This is a genomic window from Streptomyces sp. NPDC004539 (genome assembly GCF_040610055.1).
GTDB lineage: Bacteria > Actinomycetota > Actinomycetes > Streptomycetales > Streptomycetaceae > Streptomyces.
This window is the reverse complement of the sequence record NZ_JBEXLS010000021.1, coordinates 46488-61833: the sequence shown is the minus strand read 5'-3', so window position 1 is coordinate 61833 and position 15346 is coordinate 46488. Positions and strand designations below refer to the sequence as shown.

Below are 15346 nucleotides of genomic sequence, written 5' to 3'. Positions count from 1 at the left end.
CGTCCGGCTCTCAGCGGACCTTCGCGGCGTGTGCCGCCGGGGCCACTCCGTTGTAGTACCCGTGATACTCGAACTGCCCGGCGCCCGCGCTGATCGCCCGGCCCGCCGCGTCGAGCGTGGCGGCGGCGACCGTACCCGTACCTCCGAAGGTCGCCGTGAACTGGATGCTCGCCGACGACTGGGTGAGGTAGCTCTGGACGACGCCGGGCAGGACGGTCGCCCTGGGGGTCCAGATCAGCGGGCTGAAGACGTTCATCGCGGCGGCGGCCGAGATGCCGTCGCGCCAGACCGGGCCGACGAGGGTGATCTGCCTCGGCGCCGCCCACCAGAACTTCGCGAGCGCGACGGACGTCGCCTCGTCGGTGCTGCCGGTGACCGGGTAGTAGACGGAGTTCGACGGCCACTTCGGGAAGCGGCTGTGCGCCACGGCGTACGCGGCGGGCGCGCCCACCGGGATGATCATCGTCTTGTTCGGGTTCAGGCCGTTGAGGTACGCCTGCACCGGGGCCGTCAGCTTGTTGCCGTTGCTGAGGACGACGCCGGCGGCGCCGCTCGTGCCCTGGGAACCGGCCGCCGCCGCTGCCGCGAGGGCCGCGTGGTAGTCGGCGCCGGTCGCGACGAAGACGTACTTCGGGGCGGTCGTGATCGCCTTGGCGGACAGCACCGAGGTCGCGTAGCGGTCCGCGCCGGCGATCCGCTGGGGGCTGTAGCCGAGGGATCTGACCTGGGTGGCGACCGTGTTCGTGAGGACCGAGGTGCCGCCCATGAGGTAGACGGGGGAGCCCTTCTTGAGCGTGCGCTTCAGTTCGTTCTTGACGGCGGTCGTCAGGCCCGTCCTGGGCGTGGCCAGCACCGGGCCCGCCTTCTTGCCGGCGAGGGCGGGCGCGGTGAGCGCGTACGCCCAGTCGTCGTGGTTGACGAGGACCGCCGAGCGCGCGGTCATCAGGCCCGGGACGCTCGGCGCGCCCAGCTTGTTCCAGGTCCAGACGGAGGCCGCGATGTTCGTCGCGTCGGGGTTCGCGCCCCACACCCGCCCGGTCTGGTTCTTGCGCAGCGGCTGCCAGCTCGGCCGGTCGCCCTTCGGCGTGCCGGGTACGCGCGTCACGTCGCCGGAGGCCAGGTCGACGTAGGCCGTGCTGTGCGCGTCCGTCGCGTCGGTCGCGGTGTGCGCGTCGAAGACGATCCGCTTGCCCGTCGGGGACCAGGACGGGTGCTCGGCCCAGCCCGTCCCGCTCGTCCGCTGCCGCACGCCCGTGCCGTCCGCGTTCGCCGTGAAGACCTGCTTGAGGCCGTTCGGGTCCTTGGCGACGTACGCCAGCTGTCCGCCGTCCGGCGAGAACGCGGGCTGCGACGCGTTGTCCAGCACCTTCTTCACGGTCCGCCTGGCGTTGTCGTACACGTACACCGCCTGGCCGCCCCCGCAGCCTCCCGTACTGCGGGCGAACGCGACGAGCCCCTTCTCGTTCACCGTCGGGCCGCTGTCGCACACCGTCGCCGGTTCGAGCGCCGCCGTCAGCAGCGGCTGCGGCACCCGGGAGCCGTCGGAGGGGCCGGCGACGAGCTGGCCGCCCGTCGCGAAGACGACGGCCTGTCCGCCCCACCAGAACGTCAGGTCCTGGTACGGCGCGGTCTTGCGCACCCCCTGCGGCTTCGGCAGCAGGAACTGCCCGCTGCCGTCCGGCCGCACGCTCGCGATCCTGCCGCCGACGACGCTGACGATCCGGCTGCCGTCCGGCGCCCACGTCGCGTACGTCCCCGTCCCGGAGCCGACCTTGGTCTGGGCGCCGGTCGCCGGGTCCACCAGCACCGGACCGTCGGTCAGCAGCCTGCCTTCCGTCCCCGGCCAGGAACCCGCGCCGTCGGCCAGGGCGCTCGGCGCCGCCACCACGGTCCCGACGGCGGCCAGTGCCACCGCCGAAGCGAGCGTCGCCGCAGTGCGACGCGTGAACAACGAACTCAAGTCGTCGACCCCCCAATGGATCTGACACCCCGCCCGGCCGTCCCCCGGCCGGGCGAAGTCGATGAGAAAAAGCGATGGGTCGCCTGCCGCCGGGTCAGCTGGAAAATCTCGGCCGACTCACAGTCACGGCACAGCGTCCCTGTGAGATTAGGTGCCCGAGTCGCCGGTGAGGAGGGGGTTTACGCGTTCATGGGAACACATTTACGACTACCGCCCCTAGTTCGGCACCACCAGCCTCGTCTCGTACGCGAACACCGCCGCCTGCGTGCGGTCGCGCAGGCCCAGCTTCACCAGAATCCGGCTGACGTGCGTCTTCACCGTCGACTCCGCCACCACCAGGTGCTCCGCCATCTCCGCGTTCGACAGGCCCTGCGCGATCAGCACCAGCACCTCCGTCTCCCGCTCGGTCAGGTCTCCGTAGGCCGCCTGCGCGCTCGCCGGAATCCGGGGTCGCTCGCTCTCCGCGAGCCGGGAGAACTCCGTGATCAGCCGCTTCGTCACCGAGGGGGCGAGGAGGGACTCCCCGGACGCCACCACCCGCACCCCGTCCGCCAGCTGCCGGGCCGAGGCGTCCTTCAGGAGGAACCCCGAGGCGCCGGCCCGCAGCGCTTGGTACACGTACTCGTCCAGATCGAACGTCGTCAGCACGAGCACCTTCGCCGCGCCGTCCGCCGCGACGATCTCCCGCGTCGCCTCGATGCCGTTCAGCTCCGGCATCCGGATGTCCATCAGGACGACGTCCGGGGAGAGTTCGCGGACCTTCGCCACGGCCTCCCGGCCGTCCACCGCCTCCCCGACCACCTCGATGTCCGGCATCGCGTTGAGCAGGACCGAGAAGCCCTCCCGGACCATCATCTGGTCGTCCGCCACCAGCACCCTGATCGTCATGTCCCGGCCCCGCCCTCACCCGTGCCGTGGCCCGCGACCGGCAGGAAAACCGCCACCTCGTAGCCCCCGTCGTCCGTATCGCCCGTCGTCATCTCGCCGTTCAGCATCGCGACCCGCTCCCGCATGCCCGTCAGGCCGTGTCCCGCGCCCGGCTGGGTCTTGGTCAGGGAGGGGTGCTCCACCGGGCCGTTCACCACCCGTATCCCGAGGCCGCCGAGGACGTATCCGAACTCCACCGTCGCCGTCGCCCCCGGTGCGTGCCGCAGTGTGTTGCTCAGGGCCTCCTGCACTATGCGGTACGCCGACAGCTCCACCCCCTGGGGCAGCTCCCGGACCGCTCCCGTCGTCACCTTCTCCACCGTCAGCCCGGCCTCCCGGACGTTGGCCAGCAGGCCGTCCAGGTCCGCCAGCGTGGGCTGCGGGGCGTCCGGCACCTCGTAGTCCTCGGCGCGGACCACGCCCAGCACCCGGCGCAGCTCGGTGAGGGCCGCCACCGCGTTCTCCCTGATCGTGACGAACGCCTTCGCCAGCTCCGGCGGGGTGTTCTCCACCCGGTAGGGGGCCGCCTCCGCCTGGATGGCGACCACCGACATGTGGTGCGCCACCACGTCGTGCAGTTCCCGGGCGATCGTCGTCCGCTCCTCCAGGAGCGTGCGGCGGGAGCGCTCGTGCTCGGTCACCGTCTGCTGCGCCGTGACCTCCCGCGCCGCCTGCCGGCGGGTGTGCCAGACGGTGACGGCCAGCAGGGAGAACGCGGAGAGCACCAGCATGGGGCCGGTGTCCGTGCCGTATCCGCCGTGGCTCCAGCCGAAGAACGACTCGGCGGTGAAGCCGTAGGCCGCCGTGAGCAGCCACATCCAGGCCGCCGTCCGGGGGCGGGTGCGGACCGCGACGACCGTCATCACCACGAGGTGCGAGATGAGGGCTCCCGGGGTCCAGGGCCACAGGGTGTAGGACGTGCCGACCGTGGCGACGACCGTCGTCGAGGCGAGGGAGAACCAGAAGGCACCCACCGGGCGGACCAGCGTCAGCAGCACCGGCGCCAGGACCAGCAGCCCGCACAGCGCGTTGATCGCGCCGCCCCGGGCGTCCGTCCACGTGTTCATCATCGCCAGGACGCCGGCCGCCGCGACCAGGGCGTGCCACGACCAGGCCGCCCACTCCCGCCTGCGGCCCTTCGAGCGGCGGACCAGGCGGCTGTCGTCGCCCAGGCGGGGAAGGGGGCGGTAGGCGAAGGCGTCGTCGATCAGGTCCTTGCGCAGCCCGCGCAGGGCGTCCAGCGCCGCCTTGGCCTCCGGACTGCGCGGGGTGTACGCGCCGTCGTCCGAATCGCCGTGCGGGCTCTGCGAATCCATGATCCGCGTCCGGGTGGTCTGCGTCGTCTCGGTCACGTTCACACCGTAGGACGGGGCCCGGACCGGCGTCGTCACCATTGAGGGGGGTTCCGCCGGGTCCGTCTCAAGTACTACGGGTCCCCCCGGGAGCTGCCCGGACCCGGGCGGCGGGCCGACGGCCGGCATCTCAGCGGGCCGCCGGGCGGACGAGGCCCACCTCGTACGCGAACACCGCCGCCTGGGTGCGGTCGCGCAGGCCCAGCTTCACCAGGATGCGGCCCACGTGGGTCTTCACGGTCTGCTCTGCGACGCACAGGTGCCGGGCGATCTCCGCGTTCGACAGGCCCTGCGCGATCAGCGACAGCACCTCCGTCTCCCGTTCGGTGAGTTCGTCGAGGCGGGCCTTCTCGGGGGCGCGCGGGCCGCCGTTGATACGGGAGAACTCGGTGATCAGCTTGCGGGTGATGCCGGGGGCGAGCAGGGCGTCGCCCGCCGCGACGACCTTGACCGCCTCGGCGAGCTGGTCGGCGGAGGCGTCCTTCAGCAGGAACCCGGAGGCGCCGGCGCGCAGTGCCTCGTACACGTACTCGTCGAGGTCGAAGGTCGTCAGGACCAGCACCTTCAGGTCGGGCAGGGTGGCGGTGATCCGGCGGGTCGCCTCGATGCCGTTGAGCTCCGGCATGCGGATGTCCATCAGGACGACGTCCGGGGAGAGTTCCTCGACCTTCGCCACCGCGTCCAGGCCGTCGACCGCCTGGCCGACGACCTCGATGCCGGGGTGGGTGTTGAGCAGGACGGTGAAGCCCTGGCGGACCATCTGCTGGTCGTCCGCGATGAGTACGCGGATCGTGTCGTCGTTCGTCATGTCTTCTCGTCTCCTGTCGCGTCGTTCGGAGGCTCCGGTGGCGGGGACGGTCCGTCGCGCCGTCCGCCCTTGCGGAGTGCCTCCGGGAGGATCATTCGAAATAGGGAGCTTTCGGGCGGGCCGTCGGTGAACTCCAGCCCGTCCAGGACCACTTCGTCGGCCGGGGGCGTTTCCGCCCGGACGCCGTCGCGGGGCAGGAACGCCGTGACGACGTAGCCGCCGTGCAGGTTCGGGTGGGCCGCCAGGTGGCCGCCCAGCATCGCCGTGCGCTCGCGCATCCCCAGCAGTCCGTGCCCCGCGCCGGGGGACGGGTCTGCCGGGCGGCTCGGGCGGGAGTTCGTGACGCACAACTGCACGCCGTCCCTCTGGTGCCCGATCTCCACGGTCACGCCCGCCCCCGGCGCGTGCCGCAGCACGTTGCTCAGCGCCTCCTGCACTATTCGGTACGCCGAGAGCTGCACGCCCGGTGGGTACGGCGGCACCGGCGGCTCCCCGGTCACCACCTTGACTACGTCGAGGCCCGCCGCGCGCGTGTTGTCCAGCAGGGCGTCCAGCCGGTCCAGCGTGGGCTGCGGGGCGTCCGGTGCCGTACCGGTCGCCGCGCCGAGCCCGTACGGGCCGTCGGCGTCCTGCGGAGTCTCCGAGCGCAGCACCCCGAGCACCCGGCGCAGTTCGGCGAGCGCCTCCAGCGCGTTCTGCCGGATGCCCGCGAGGTTCTCCTTGAGCTCCTCCGACGGGTCCGCGACCAGGTGCGGGGCCACTTGTGCCTGGATCGAGATCACCGACATGTGGTGCGCGACCACGTCGTGCAGTTCCCGGGCGATGCGGCTGCGCTCCTCCAGGAGGGTGCGGCGGGCGCGTTCCTCGGCTGTGATGCCGGTCTGCTCGACGAGTTGGGTGCGGGCCTCGCGGCGGCCTCGCATGGCCGCGCCCAGGAGGACGGCGCCCGCGAAGACGGCGACCGCCAGCAGACCGCTCGGCGTGTAACCCCATCCGCCGATCACCCCTTCCACCACCCAGGTGGCCAGCGCGGTCAGCATCAGCACGGCCGCGGAGACCCGCGCGGGGACCCGCAGGGCGAGCAGAAAGAGGACCAGCGCGTGGACGGCGAGACCGGGCTCGCCCCAGGGCCAGTAGGCACCGGCGCTCGGGCCCGTGTACCCCGGCCAGCCGGGAAGCATGGCGGGCACCATCATCCGGCTGCGCGCCGCGAGCGCCGCCACGACCGTCACCATCAGCGACAGCCACCAGCCGTGCAGCGGCCACCACAGCGCCACGACCAGGGCCACGCCCTGCGCCAGCGCGCACACCAGGCCGAACTCGACGCCCAGTCCGTAGCGGGTGTCGAACTGGTCCATGTTCGCCAGCGTCGCCACGACCGCCGCCAGGCACACCAGGCCGTGTGCCAGCCAGCGCACCCACGTCGACGGCGGCAGCGGCGCCGGGCTGGTCGGCCACAGGTCCTGCCGCAGCCGCGTCAGCACGCGGACCGGCCACCCGCCCTCCCGGGTCTTCCGCTGCGCCCCGCGCCGACGGTCCCCGCCCGGTGCCCGGCGCAGCGCGCGCTCCACCTGCTTCTCCAACCGCGTCACCCTCATCACCTTATGCACCGCCGGCCCCCTTCAGAGCGGTCGATCCCGGGCCCGGAAGCGCGGGCTTCCGGCCTGTGAGCTGGTACGCCGACTTCCTTGCCGCGTCCGGCCGTTCGGCGTCGGAGCACGGCGCCCCGTTGACGGTCCCGCCGTCCTTCGCCCGCACGACCCTGGCCCCCTCCGCGCGCCTGCCCGCGCGCCTGCCCCCACGACGGCCCGGCCGCGTCTCCCAGCCGTGGAACGCCGCCCAGCACACCGCGAGCGCCAGCGCGAACGCCGGGAGCCACAGGAGCCGGTACGGGACCCAGGCCGGGGTGTCGGGGAGGGTGTGCAGGCCGGGGAGGTGGCCGGCGGGGAGGGCCAGGGCCGTCGTCGCCATCAGGGCCGTCTGGTGCCAGAGGAAGACCGTCATCGCCGAGAGGTTGAGCAGGGCCACCGCCGCCCACGCGCGGGGGCGGCTCATCGCCCGCCGCAGCCGGCCCCGCAGCAGCAGCGCCAGCCCGCACTGGGCGAGCCCGAAGGAGACGGCCGCCAGGGTCGGCGGGTCGAGGTTGGAGACGCCCTCCCCGGGCACCCCCACCATCGACGCCGGGTATCCGCCCCACCGCACCAGCACCGCCGTCACCACCGCCCCGCCGGCCAGCAGGACCCATCCGGCCCGCCTGCCCTCCAGCTCGCCCCGCGTCCAGGCCGCGCCCAGCGTGTAGGGCACCGCCCAGCCCGCCGCCAGGTTCACCCAGCCCAGCCAGGCCGGGCCGCCGAGGCCGAAGCGGACCAGGTCGACATGGAGCACCACCACCAGCGGCCACAGCGGGTTGAGCCGGGCCAGCAGCGGAGTCGCCGCCGTCAGCCCCGCGAAGACCAGGAGGAACCACAGCGGGGACAGCGCCAGCTTCACGACCGTACGCACCGTCACGAACGAGGCGCCGCCCAGCAGCAGACAGACCGCCACCGCCGCCCACACCCCCACCAGCGCGGCCACCGGCAGGAACAGCCGCGCGAGCCGGGTCCGCAGCCAGCCGGCGTAGACGCCGCGCCGCTCGAACGTCGCACGGTACGACGGCTCCCGTCCACTCGCGTCCCGTACCCCGGCGGGCCGGTCGTCCCCGCGCGCGTGGTCCGCACCCCGTGCCCGCTTCCGCGCCGCCGCGTAGCTCCGTGTGGACACATGCCCGCCCACCATGAAGAACACGGCGAGCGTCTGGAACGTCCACGACACGGGCGCCAGCCAGGGCATCGACGCCAGCGGGCTCGCCGTGCGCAGGGTGTCGCCGTCGGCGACCAGGGCCGTCACCAGCCAGTGGCCGAGGACGACGCCGAGGATGGCCAGCGCGCGCAGGGCGTCCACGGCGCGGTCGCGGTGCGGAGGTGTGGCGGCGTCGATGCGGGCGGCCGTGCGGCCCAGGTACGTTCCGCGCGGATCACGTGTCTTGTGCACGGGTGACCTCCGTCGACTCGCCGAGGACGATCCGGGCGAGGTTGGCCAGCGAGACCGAGCCCGGGGTGAAGTAGTCGCTGTGGCCGCCGTCGCCGGCGGCGAAGACCTGGGCGCCGAAGGCCGGGGAGACCGGGTCGCGGCCGAAGCCGATCGTCGTGCCGAAGAGGTCCGCGCTGGTGTGGGGGACGTCCGCCACCCAGTCGTCCGCGCCGCGGGCCGCCCAGACTCGGGCACGGGTGCCGAGGCCGGACGCCGAGTCCGCGCCGGTGCCGGGGCTGCCGAGGAGGACCAGTTCGTCGGCGTCCAGGCGGGCAGCGGCTCGGGCGCACACCACCGTGCCGTAGGAGTGGCACAGGAGGCTGAGGTGGGTGTCCGGGCCGGTGAGGGCGCGCAGGCCGGCGACGAAGGCGCGGAGTTCGGGCGCCGCTTCGTCCGCGCGGTCCGGGGTCAGGACCGTCGTACTGATCGTGTCCGGTGTCGTGTACCCGAGCCAGGCGATCACCGCGACGCCCGTCCCTGCCGGGGCCTCTCGGGTCAGCCGGCGGTAGAGGGCGTCGGCGCCCGCGCGGAAGCGTGCGTACGTGTCCAGCGTGGTGTCGGAGCCGGGGACCAGGATCGCGATCCGGTGTGCGTGGGCGAGGTCGCCGAGGACTTCCGTGGCCCGGCCGTCGCCCCTGCCGTCGAAGGAGAGGAGGTGCCTGCCGGGGGCGGCCAGGGCGCTGTCCGCCGCCGCCCGGTGCCGGTCGCCGTTGTCCCGGGCCATCTCCGACGCCAGCTCGGCGTTCGACCGGTTGGCCGCGTACGTCTTCTCCAGCGTCCCGGCCGTCCAGGCGGTCCGCGCCGCCGGGGCGGGGGCCGGGATGTCGGGGCGGGCCGCCGCGACGAGGGGGACGACGACCGCCGCGACGACCAGGACGGCGAGCAGGGCGCGGAGCAGGCGCCCCGCCCTTCCTGTCGTCTTCTCCGCGTCGCCGATCCGCATCGCCGTTGTCCCTCCGCTTCCAGTCCGCCCGGCCGTCGGGCGTCACTGGCTTCGAAGTTAGGGATCGGCGCGTGTCGTTCGCGTCCCGCCGGAGAGCTGTTCTCCGACGTAGCTCTCAGGTATTACGGGTATGACGAGGGGCGCGGACCAGACATGCGGACCAGACATCCGGGCCAGGGGCGCGGACCACCGCCCCCGAGAACCCTCACCCCGTCATACCCGTAGCCCTCCGGGCCCGTCTCACCCCACCTCACCAGGCCAACTGCGCGATCTCCTCCCCCACCACCGCGCAGGCGTCCGCCACCGGATCGATCAACGGGAAGTGCCCCACGTCCTCCAGCAGGGTCACCCCCACCATCTCCCCCGCCTTGGCCGCCGCGTCCGCGTACGCCTCGGCGACCGCCATCGGCACGACCTCGTCGGCACGCCCCTGCACGAGGGTCGTCGCGATCCCCGTCGGCAGCAGCAGCGCCGGATCGGCGTACGGCCGACGCTCGGCGAACTTCCCTTCGCCGCCCAGGAGTTGGGTGGCGGCGCCACCGCAGACGTCCAGCTTCCGCGCGACCTCGAAGTCGGCGATCGGCGCGAGCGCGACCACACCGCGCAGGTCCGCGGGGCCGGCCGTGCGCCAGGGGGAGTCCGCCGGGAGGACGTGCCGGGCGGCGGCCCACAGCGCGAGGTGGCCGCCCGCGGAGTGCCCGGCGAGGACGATGCGGCGCGGATCGGCCGCCGGGAGGGCGTCCCGGACGAGGCCGGGGAGCGCGTCGAGCGCGGCGGCCACGTCGTCGAAGGTGTCCGGCCAGCGGCCGGCGACCGGCATCGCCTCCCCTGCGTCGTCCACAGGAGCGTTTCCGCCGGAGGCCGCCGCACTCTCCAACTCCCCGCGCCGGTACTCGACGTTGGCGACGGCGAACCCCCGTCGGGCCAGGAAGCCGGCGAACGGCGTGATGTGCAGGCGGTCGTACGGCGCGCGCCAGGCACCTCCGTGCAGCAGGACGACCAGTGGTGCGGAACCCGTACCCCCCGTACCCCTCGGGACGTAGAAGTCGATCACCTGGTCGGGGTGGTCGCCGTAGGCGGCACTCGCGTCGGGGTCGATGGGCGGGTGGGAGAAGGCGGACTGCTCCTCGGCGGCGGTTCGGGCTGCGGCGACGTCGTCCGGCATGCTCCAACCTCTCAGCAACGAAATGGAATTGACGACCAGGTAGATGTGGACGGCGGTGAATCCGTCCGCTGGCGGGGACGGTATCAGGCCCGTGACGTGCGCGGACACGCGGATGTCACGCTGGGTGAGGGGTAAACGGTTCTGCCCGGATATGACACCCTCGCGCCTCCCACCGTACGTGCCGAAGGGCACACCGCCCGTGTTCGCGCGGTGTGCCCTCCGTCCGGACCCCGGGTATGACAGGGCTACTTGAGAGCCAGCCGGAGCTCCCGCGCCGCACGCTCCACGTCCGCGAACCCGAGGTACAGCGGCGTGAACCCGAACCGCAGGACATCGGGGTACCGGAAGTCCCCCACGATCCCCCGCACGATGAGCCGTTTCATCACGTCCCCCGCGTCGTCGCAGCGCAGCGCGATCTGGCTGCCGCGCTCCGCGTGGGCCCGCGGGGTCACACACTCGACCCGGCCCGCGGGGACGTACTCCTCGACGCACGCGAGGAAAAAGTCCGTCAGAGCAAGGGACTTGGCGCGCACCGCCTCGATCGACACACCCTCCCACACCCCGAGGGCCGCCTCCAGCGCGAGCATGGAGAGGATGTCCGGCGTCCCGACCCGGCCCCGGACGAGGTCGGGCGCCGGTACGTACGACGGGCTCATCCCGAACGGCTCGGCGTGCGAGTTCCAGCCGGGCAGCGGGGAGTCGAAGTCCCCCTGGAGGTCCCGTCGCACGTACAGGTACGCGGGTGAACCCGGGCCGCCGTTCAGGTACTTGTAGGTGCAGCCGACCGCCAGGTCCACCCCGTGCTCGTCGAGCCCGACGGGCAGCGCGCCCGCGCTGTGGCACAGGTCCCAGACGGCGAGAGCGCCCGCCTCATGGATCGCGGCCGTCAGCGCGGGGAGGTCGTGCAGCCGTCCCGAGCGGTAGTCGACGTGGTTGAGCAGTACCGCGGCGGTACGGGAGGAGAGGGCGCCGGTGACCTCCGAAGGTCGTACGGGTCGTACCGTACAACCCGTCATCCTCGCGGCGGACTCGGCGATGTAGCCGTCGGTGGGGAAGGTCGTGGCGTCGACGACGATCTCGTCCCGCCCCGCCCCCGCCATCCGCCGGGCGACCACAAGTACCTTGAAGACGTTGACACTTGTCGAGTCGCCGACCACCACCTGGCCGGGACCCGCGCCGATCAGCGGGGCGATCCGGTCGCCGATCCGCTCGGGCGCCGTCCACCAGCCGCTCTCCTCCCAGGAACGGATGCGCAGTTCGCCCCACTGGCGCCGGACGACGTCCGCGACCGCGTCGGGGACGGCGGCGGGCAGCGCGCCCAGCGAGTTGCCGTCCAGGTAGACGCCCGGGTCGCCCGAGCCGTCGTCCAGGAGGAACTCGGCGCGCTTGCCCGCGAGTTCGTCCCTGGCATCCAACTCTTGAGCTTTGAGGGTCAGTTCAGACATGGGACCGCGCCGTCCAGAGCTCCGGGAAGACGTTCTTGCCGGCCCGCTTCTCCAGCCAGGCCACCCCCGCGGAGCCCCCGGTGCCGGCCTTGGCGCCCATCGCCCGGCGGGTGGCGACCAGATGGTCGTTGCGCCAGCGCCAGACCAGTTCGGCGACGTCGGTCAACGCCTCGCCGAGCCGGGCGAGTTCGGCGTTCTGGTCGCCCTGGTAGAGGGCCGTCCAGACCGCCTCCACCTCGGGCGAGGGCTCGTAGCGCAGCGCCACGTCACGGCGCAGCACCGCGTCCGGGACGGCGTGTCCGCGGCGCGCCAACAGCCTCAACACCTCGTCGTACAGGCTGGGTTCGTGCAGCGCCTTCTCCAACTCCGCGTGGACTCGGGGGGCTCCGCGGTGCGGGACGAGCATCGACGCGGACTTGTCGCCGAGCAGGAACTCCATCCTGCGGTACATCGCGGACTGGAAGCCGGAGCCCTCGCCGAGGGCCGAGCGGTACGAGTTGAACTGGGCGGGCGTGAGCTGGGCCAGGGGCCGCCAGGACGCGTTGAGCGCCTCCAGTTCCCGTACGGAGCGCTTCAGCGCGTCGACCGCGACCGGGATGTCGTCCGAGCGCAGGGCCTTCGTGGCCGTCTCCCACTCGTGGACGATGACGGTGAACCACAGCTCCATGACCTGGGTGGTGACCAGGAAGACCATCTCTCCGGGGTCGTCGGAGAGGGGGTGCTGGAGGTGGGTGAGCACATCCGCCCGGACGTAGTCCTCGTAGGGCGTCGTACCCGCGAAGTCGAGGTGAGGGGTCTCGGGCTCGTGGGCCTCGTGAGCCTCCTGGGACATCGCTGTCTCCTGTTGTTGCTCCGGGTAGCGGTCCGCCCCTGCCGTTACCGACACGGGGGCCCCGGTCCCCGCCGGGCATCCTCTTCGATCGTCCGCCGAAAAGGCAAGGCCCGCCTGATCACAGGTCCAGACGGGCCATGCTCCGGATTACCCGGAGCACCTACCCGAGTACTACGGGTATCACCCCGAGGCCCGAGCCGCGTGGCCCGAACCCCGAGGCCCGACCCGCGAACGCCGAGGCCCGACCCGCGAGCCCCGAGGGCCGGTGCCCGTCAGCCGAGCGTCTGCGCCGCCGTCGCCGAGGAGTCCTTCAGGAACTGCGTGCACCGCTCGTACTCGTCCTGCTCACCGATCGCGCCGGCCGCGCGGGCGAGGGCGTGCAGGGCGCGCAGGAAGCCGCGGTTCGGCTCGTGCTCCCAGGGCACCGGGCCATGGCCCTTCCAGCCGCTGCGGCGCAGGGCGTCCAGGCCCCGGTGGTATCCCGTACGGGCGTACGCGTACGACTCCACCACGCTCCCCCGCTCGAACGCGTCGTCGGCGAGGAGCGCCCAGGCCAGCGAGGACTTCGGGTACTTCGCGGCGACGTCGGCGGCCGAGGTGCCGCCCGCGAGCAGCTCGCGCGGCTCGGGGTCGTCGGGGAGGTGGGTCGGGGGCGGGCCCCCGAGGAGGTTCTCGTGAATCGTCATGGCCTCCAGTCTGTCACCCCGGACGGCGGCGAGCCCGGCACCCTGGGCAGGGCACCGGGCTCGGCCCGAGGAGTTACCTCCGAGGTATCACCGCGCGGCTACCCGCGAGGTATCACTTCGTGAAGTTGAAGTACTTCCACGGCCCGTACGACGTCGTGTTCGCGATGTCGCCGTTGTAGCCGTCGACGTACACCGACCGGACGCGGAACCGGTACCCGGCCGCCCCGTCGCCGTCGAGCGTGACGTACGCCTTGCCGGTGCTGTCCAGCTCGAAGAACTCCGAGCCGCCGGAGTACCAGCGACCCTGGTAGTACGTCTCAAGGTCGAGACGCGTGTACCGGCCGGGGTAGGCGTTGATCCACGTGGTGATCAGCGGGTCGGTCGTCTGGTGGAACGTCTGGTACGACGTCTTCCCGAACTTGGTCCACTTGTAGTGGCGCGACAGCGTGGTCGTCACACCCGCGCGGGTGCGCACGCCGGACTTGGCCTCGGCCTTGCCGAAGCGCGCGTCGCCGGTGAAGACGGCGCTGACCGTGGTGTCCCGGGTCATGCGCAGCGTCGTCGCCAGCTGGCCCTTGGCGTTGACGTTGCCCCGCTTGAGCAGCCGCTTCGGCTCCGGCCCCCACGGGTCGGCCCAGATCTCGACGGTCCGGTTCTTGTACGTCGCGCCGAGCGTCGCCGTGTACGTCACGTTGGTGCCGTAGTTGACGGTCGTGTTGTTCCGGTCGATCTTCAGGGCCGTCTTGTTGTAGGCGACCTTGACGAGCGCGGACCCGGAGGCGGCCGAGTGTGTCGTACTTCCGGCGTACGTGACCTTGTAGGTGACGTTGCCGGCGACGGCCGGGGTGTCCGTGAAGGAGAACGCCCCCTTCGCGGCCAGCTTCTTCGTCCCCAGGGACTTGCCCTTGGGGGACTCGGAGTCGAACCGGGTGACCGCGAGCGGCGCGCCGACGGGCAGCGCGACCGACCCCGAGACCGTCCCGGAGACGGTGAGCGCCTTGCCGAGCGCGGCCGTGGCCGGGGCCTTGACGGCGACCGCCGGGGCGGACTTCGTCGGCTCGTCCAGGACGTGCAGGCGGACGTTGCTGTCCCAGTTGTCGGTGACCGCGAACAGACGGCTGCCGCCCGGCTCCCAGGCGAGTCCGCCGTTGACGAGGCCGTCGCCGGCGGACGTCGTACCCGTCACCGGGAAGTCGTACTGCCGGACGGACGTGGTCTGCCCCGGGCGGTAGACGAAGACGTCCTTCCCGTAGGGGGCGTCGGAGCCCGCCGCGACGGTGCCGTCGGGGGCGATCGCGACCGACGTGCCGTGCTCGGTGCTGGCGTAGGTGCCGGTCTCGGTGAGGTCGGACGCCTGCCAGACGTGGTGCACCTTGCCGGGGTTGGCGGTGACGATGCGGGTGCCGTCCGGGGTGTACGCGAGGTCGTTGGTCTGCCCGGAGAGCGCGGAGGTATTACGGGACGTACGGGTCGCGGTGCCCGTGGTCACGTCGTACGTCGCGAGGGCGAACCGGTGGTAGTACGACCCGGCGGCGGCGATGGCGTTCGGGTTCGTCGGGGAGACGGCGAGGCGCGGGGCGCCGGAGTAGTCCGTCTCGGTGTCCTGGTCGAGGGCGACGACGGGCTCGGCGCCGCTCACGTCGAGGGAGCCGATCGAGCCGTCGGACTCGGTGCCGTACCCGAACCAGATCTTGCCGCCCGCGAGGGCGAGGAACTGCGGGTCGGTGCCGTCGCCGGTGGCGTACCGGGCCTGCTCGGCCATGGTGGTGGTGTCGAGCTCCACGATCGAGTCGACGCTCGGGACGGCCGCGTACAGGCGGCCCGAGTCGGCGGACAGGGCGAGCCCGGTGACGCCGTACAGCTCGGGCACGGTGGTGAGCACGTTGCCGGCGTAGTCCGTCGCGACGATCCGTCCGGTGACGGGGTCGCTGACGAAGACCTTGCGGTGGACGCCGTCCACCACGATGTCGCCCGCGGACTTCAGCGGGAGCACCTTGCTGCTGTCCGCCGCGGCCGAACCGGCCGTCCCCACGACCAGCGCGGCGGAGCTGACGAGAACCGCGAGCGCTGTCGCGGTCGAGAGAGTGCGCTTACGCACGAACACGATGAAAAGACCCCCCAATGGTCTTCGCTGCCCCGCAAGTTGGGGCGTGCCCCGA

12 protein-coding genes are annotated in these 15346 nt (G+C 72.6%); all 12 read right to left on the bottom strand.

Annotated elements, in window-relative coordinates; all coding sequences use genetic code 11:
* Positions 1–10 precede the first annotated feature (10 nt).
* Positions 11–1912 carry a cell wall-binding repeat-containing protein gene (locus ABZX85_RS34670; RefSeq protein ID WP_355877693.1) on the bottom strand — a complete coding sequence of 634 codons (1902 nt, stop codon included), beginning with the start codon at positions 1910–1912 and terminating at the stop codon, positions 11–13.
* Between the two features lie 264 nt (positions 1913–2176).
* Positions 2177–2848 carry a response regulator transcription factor gene (locus ABZX85_RS34665; RefSeq protein WP_355877690.1) on the bottom strand — a complete coding sequence of 224 codons (672 nt, stop codon included), beginning with the start codon at positions 2846–2848 and terminating at the stop codon, positions 2177–2179.
* On the bottom strand, positions 2845–4203 hold the full coding sequence (locus ABZX85_RS34660) for a histidine kinase (RefSeq protein ID WP_355877987.1): 1359 nt from the start codon (positions 4201–4203) through the stop codon (positions 2845–2847). The genes ABZX85_RS34665 and ABZX85_RS34660 overlap by 4 nt, the downstream gene beginning before the upstream one ends.
* Before the next feature lie 166 nt (positions 4204–4369).
* The gene (locus tag ABZX85_RS34655; protein WP_355877687.1) at positions 4370–5047 is read right to left on the bottom strand and encodes a response regulator transcription factor; all 678 of its coding nucleotides are present in this window, start codon (positions 5045–5047) and stop codon (positions 4370–4372) included.
* On the bottom strand, positions 5044–6645 hold the full coding sequence (locus ABZX85_RS34650; RefSeq protein ID WP_355877984.1) for a histidine kinase: 1602 nt from the start codon (positions 6643–6645) through the stop codon (positions 5044–5046). Before ABZX85_RS34650 ends, ABZX85_RS34655 begins: the two co-directional genes overlap by 4 nt.
* 4 nt (positions 6646–6649) lie before the next feature.
* The gene (locus ABZX85_RS34645) at positions 6650–8077 is read right to left on the bottom strand and encodes an acyltransferase (RefSeq protein WP_355877685.1); all 1428 of its coding nucleotides are present in this window, start codon (positions 8075–8077) and stop codon (positions 6650–6652) included.
* Positions 8061–9059 carry an alpha/beta hydrolase gene (locus ABZX85_RS34640; RefSeq protein ID WP_355877683.1) on the bottom strand — a complete coding sequence of 333 codons (999 nt, stop codon included), beginning with the start codon at positions 9057–9059 and terminating at the stop codon, positions 8061–8063. The genes ABZX85_RS34645 and ABZX85_RS34640 overlap by 17 nt, the downstream gene beginning before the upstream one ends.
* A gap of 250 nt (positions 9060–9309) precedes the next feature.
* The gene (locus ABZX85_RS34635; RefSeq protein WP_355877681.1) at positions 9310–10224 is read right to left on the bottom strand and encodes an alpha/beta hydrolase; all 915 of its coding nucleotides are present in this window, start codon (positions 10222–10224) and stop codon (positions 9310–9312) included.
* A 245-nt stretch (positions 10225–10469) separates the two neighbouring features.
* A complete protein-coding gene (gene kynU / locus ABZX85_RS34630; RefSeq protein WP_355877678.1) occupies positions 10470–11669 on the bottom strand; it encodes a kynureninase in 1200 nt (399 codons plus the stop codon).
* Positions 11662–12501, bottom strand: coding sequence for a tryptophan 2,3-dioxygenase family protein (locus ABZX85_RS34625; RefSeq protein ID WP_355877675.1), 840 nt, complete (start codon positions 12499–12501; stop codon positions 11662–11664). Before ABZX85_RS34625 ends, kynU begins: the two co-directional genes overlap by 8 nt.
* A gap of 272 nt (positions 12502–12773) precedes the next feature.
* Entirely contained in the window at positions 12774–13187 is a 414-nt protein-coding gene (locus ABZX85_RS34620; protein WP_355877673.1) for a DUF3151 domain-containing protein, read from the bottom strand.
* Positions 13188–13299: 112 nt separating this feature from the next.
* Positions 13300–15285, bottom strand: a complete 1986-nt coding sequence (locus ABZX85_RS34615; protein ID WP_355877670.1) for a WD40 repeat domain-containing protein — start codon at positions 15283–15285, stop codon at positions 13300–13302.
* Between the last annotated feature and the right edge of the window lie 61 nt (positions 15286–15346).

Excerpts from the sequence above, each read along its gene's own strand:
- ABZX85_RS34635 (WP_355877681.1), bottom strand. The coding sequence starts at position 10,224 with ATGCCGGACGACGTCGCCGCAGCCCGAACCGCCGCCGAGGAGCAGTCC.
- ABZX85_RS34650 (WP_355877984.1), bottom strand. The coding sequence starts at position 6,645 with ATGAGGGTGACGCGGTTGGAGAAGCAGGTGGAGCGCGCGCTGCGCCGG.
- ABZX85_RS34640 (WP_355877683.1), bottom strand. The coding sequence starts at position 9,059 with ATGCGGATCGGCGACGCGGAGAAGACGACAGGAAGGGCGGGGCGCCTG.
- kynU (WP_355877678.1), bottom strand. The coding sequence starts at position 11,669 with ATGTCTGAACTGACCCTCAAAGCTCAAGAGTTGGATGCCAGGGACGAA.
- ABZX85_RS34665 (WP_355877690.1), bottom strand. The coding sequence starts at position 2,848 with ATGACGATCAGGGTGCTGGTGGCGGACGACCAGATGATGGTCCGGGAG.
- ABZX85_RS34620 (WP_355877673.1), bottom strand. The coding sequence starts at position 13,187 with ATGACGATTCACGAGAACCTCCTCGGGGGCCCGCCCCCGACCCACCTC.
- ABZX85_RS34625 (WP_355877675.1), bottom strand. The coding sequence starts at position 12,501 with ATGTCCCAGGAGGCTCACGAGGCCCACGAGCCCGAGACCCCTCACCTC.
- ABZX85_RS34660 (WP_355877987.1), bottom strand. The coding sequence starts at position 4,203 with ATGGATTCGCAGAGCCCGCACGGCGATTCGGACGACGGCGCGTACACC.
- ABZX85_RS34655 (WP_355877687.1), bottom strand. The coding sequence starts at position 5,047 with ATGACGAACGACGACACGATCCGCGTACTCATCGCGGACGACCAGCAG.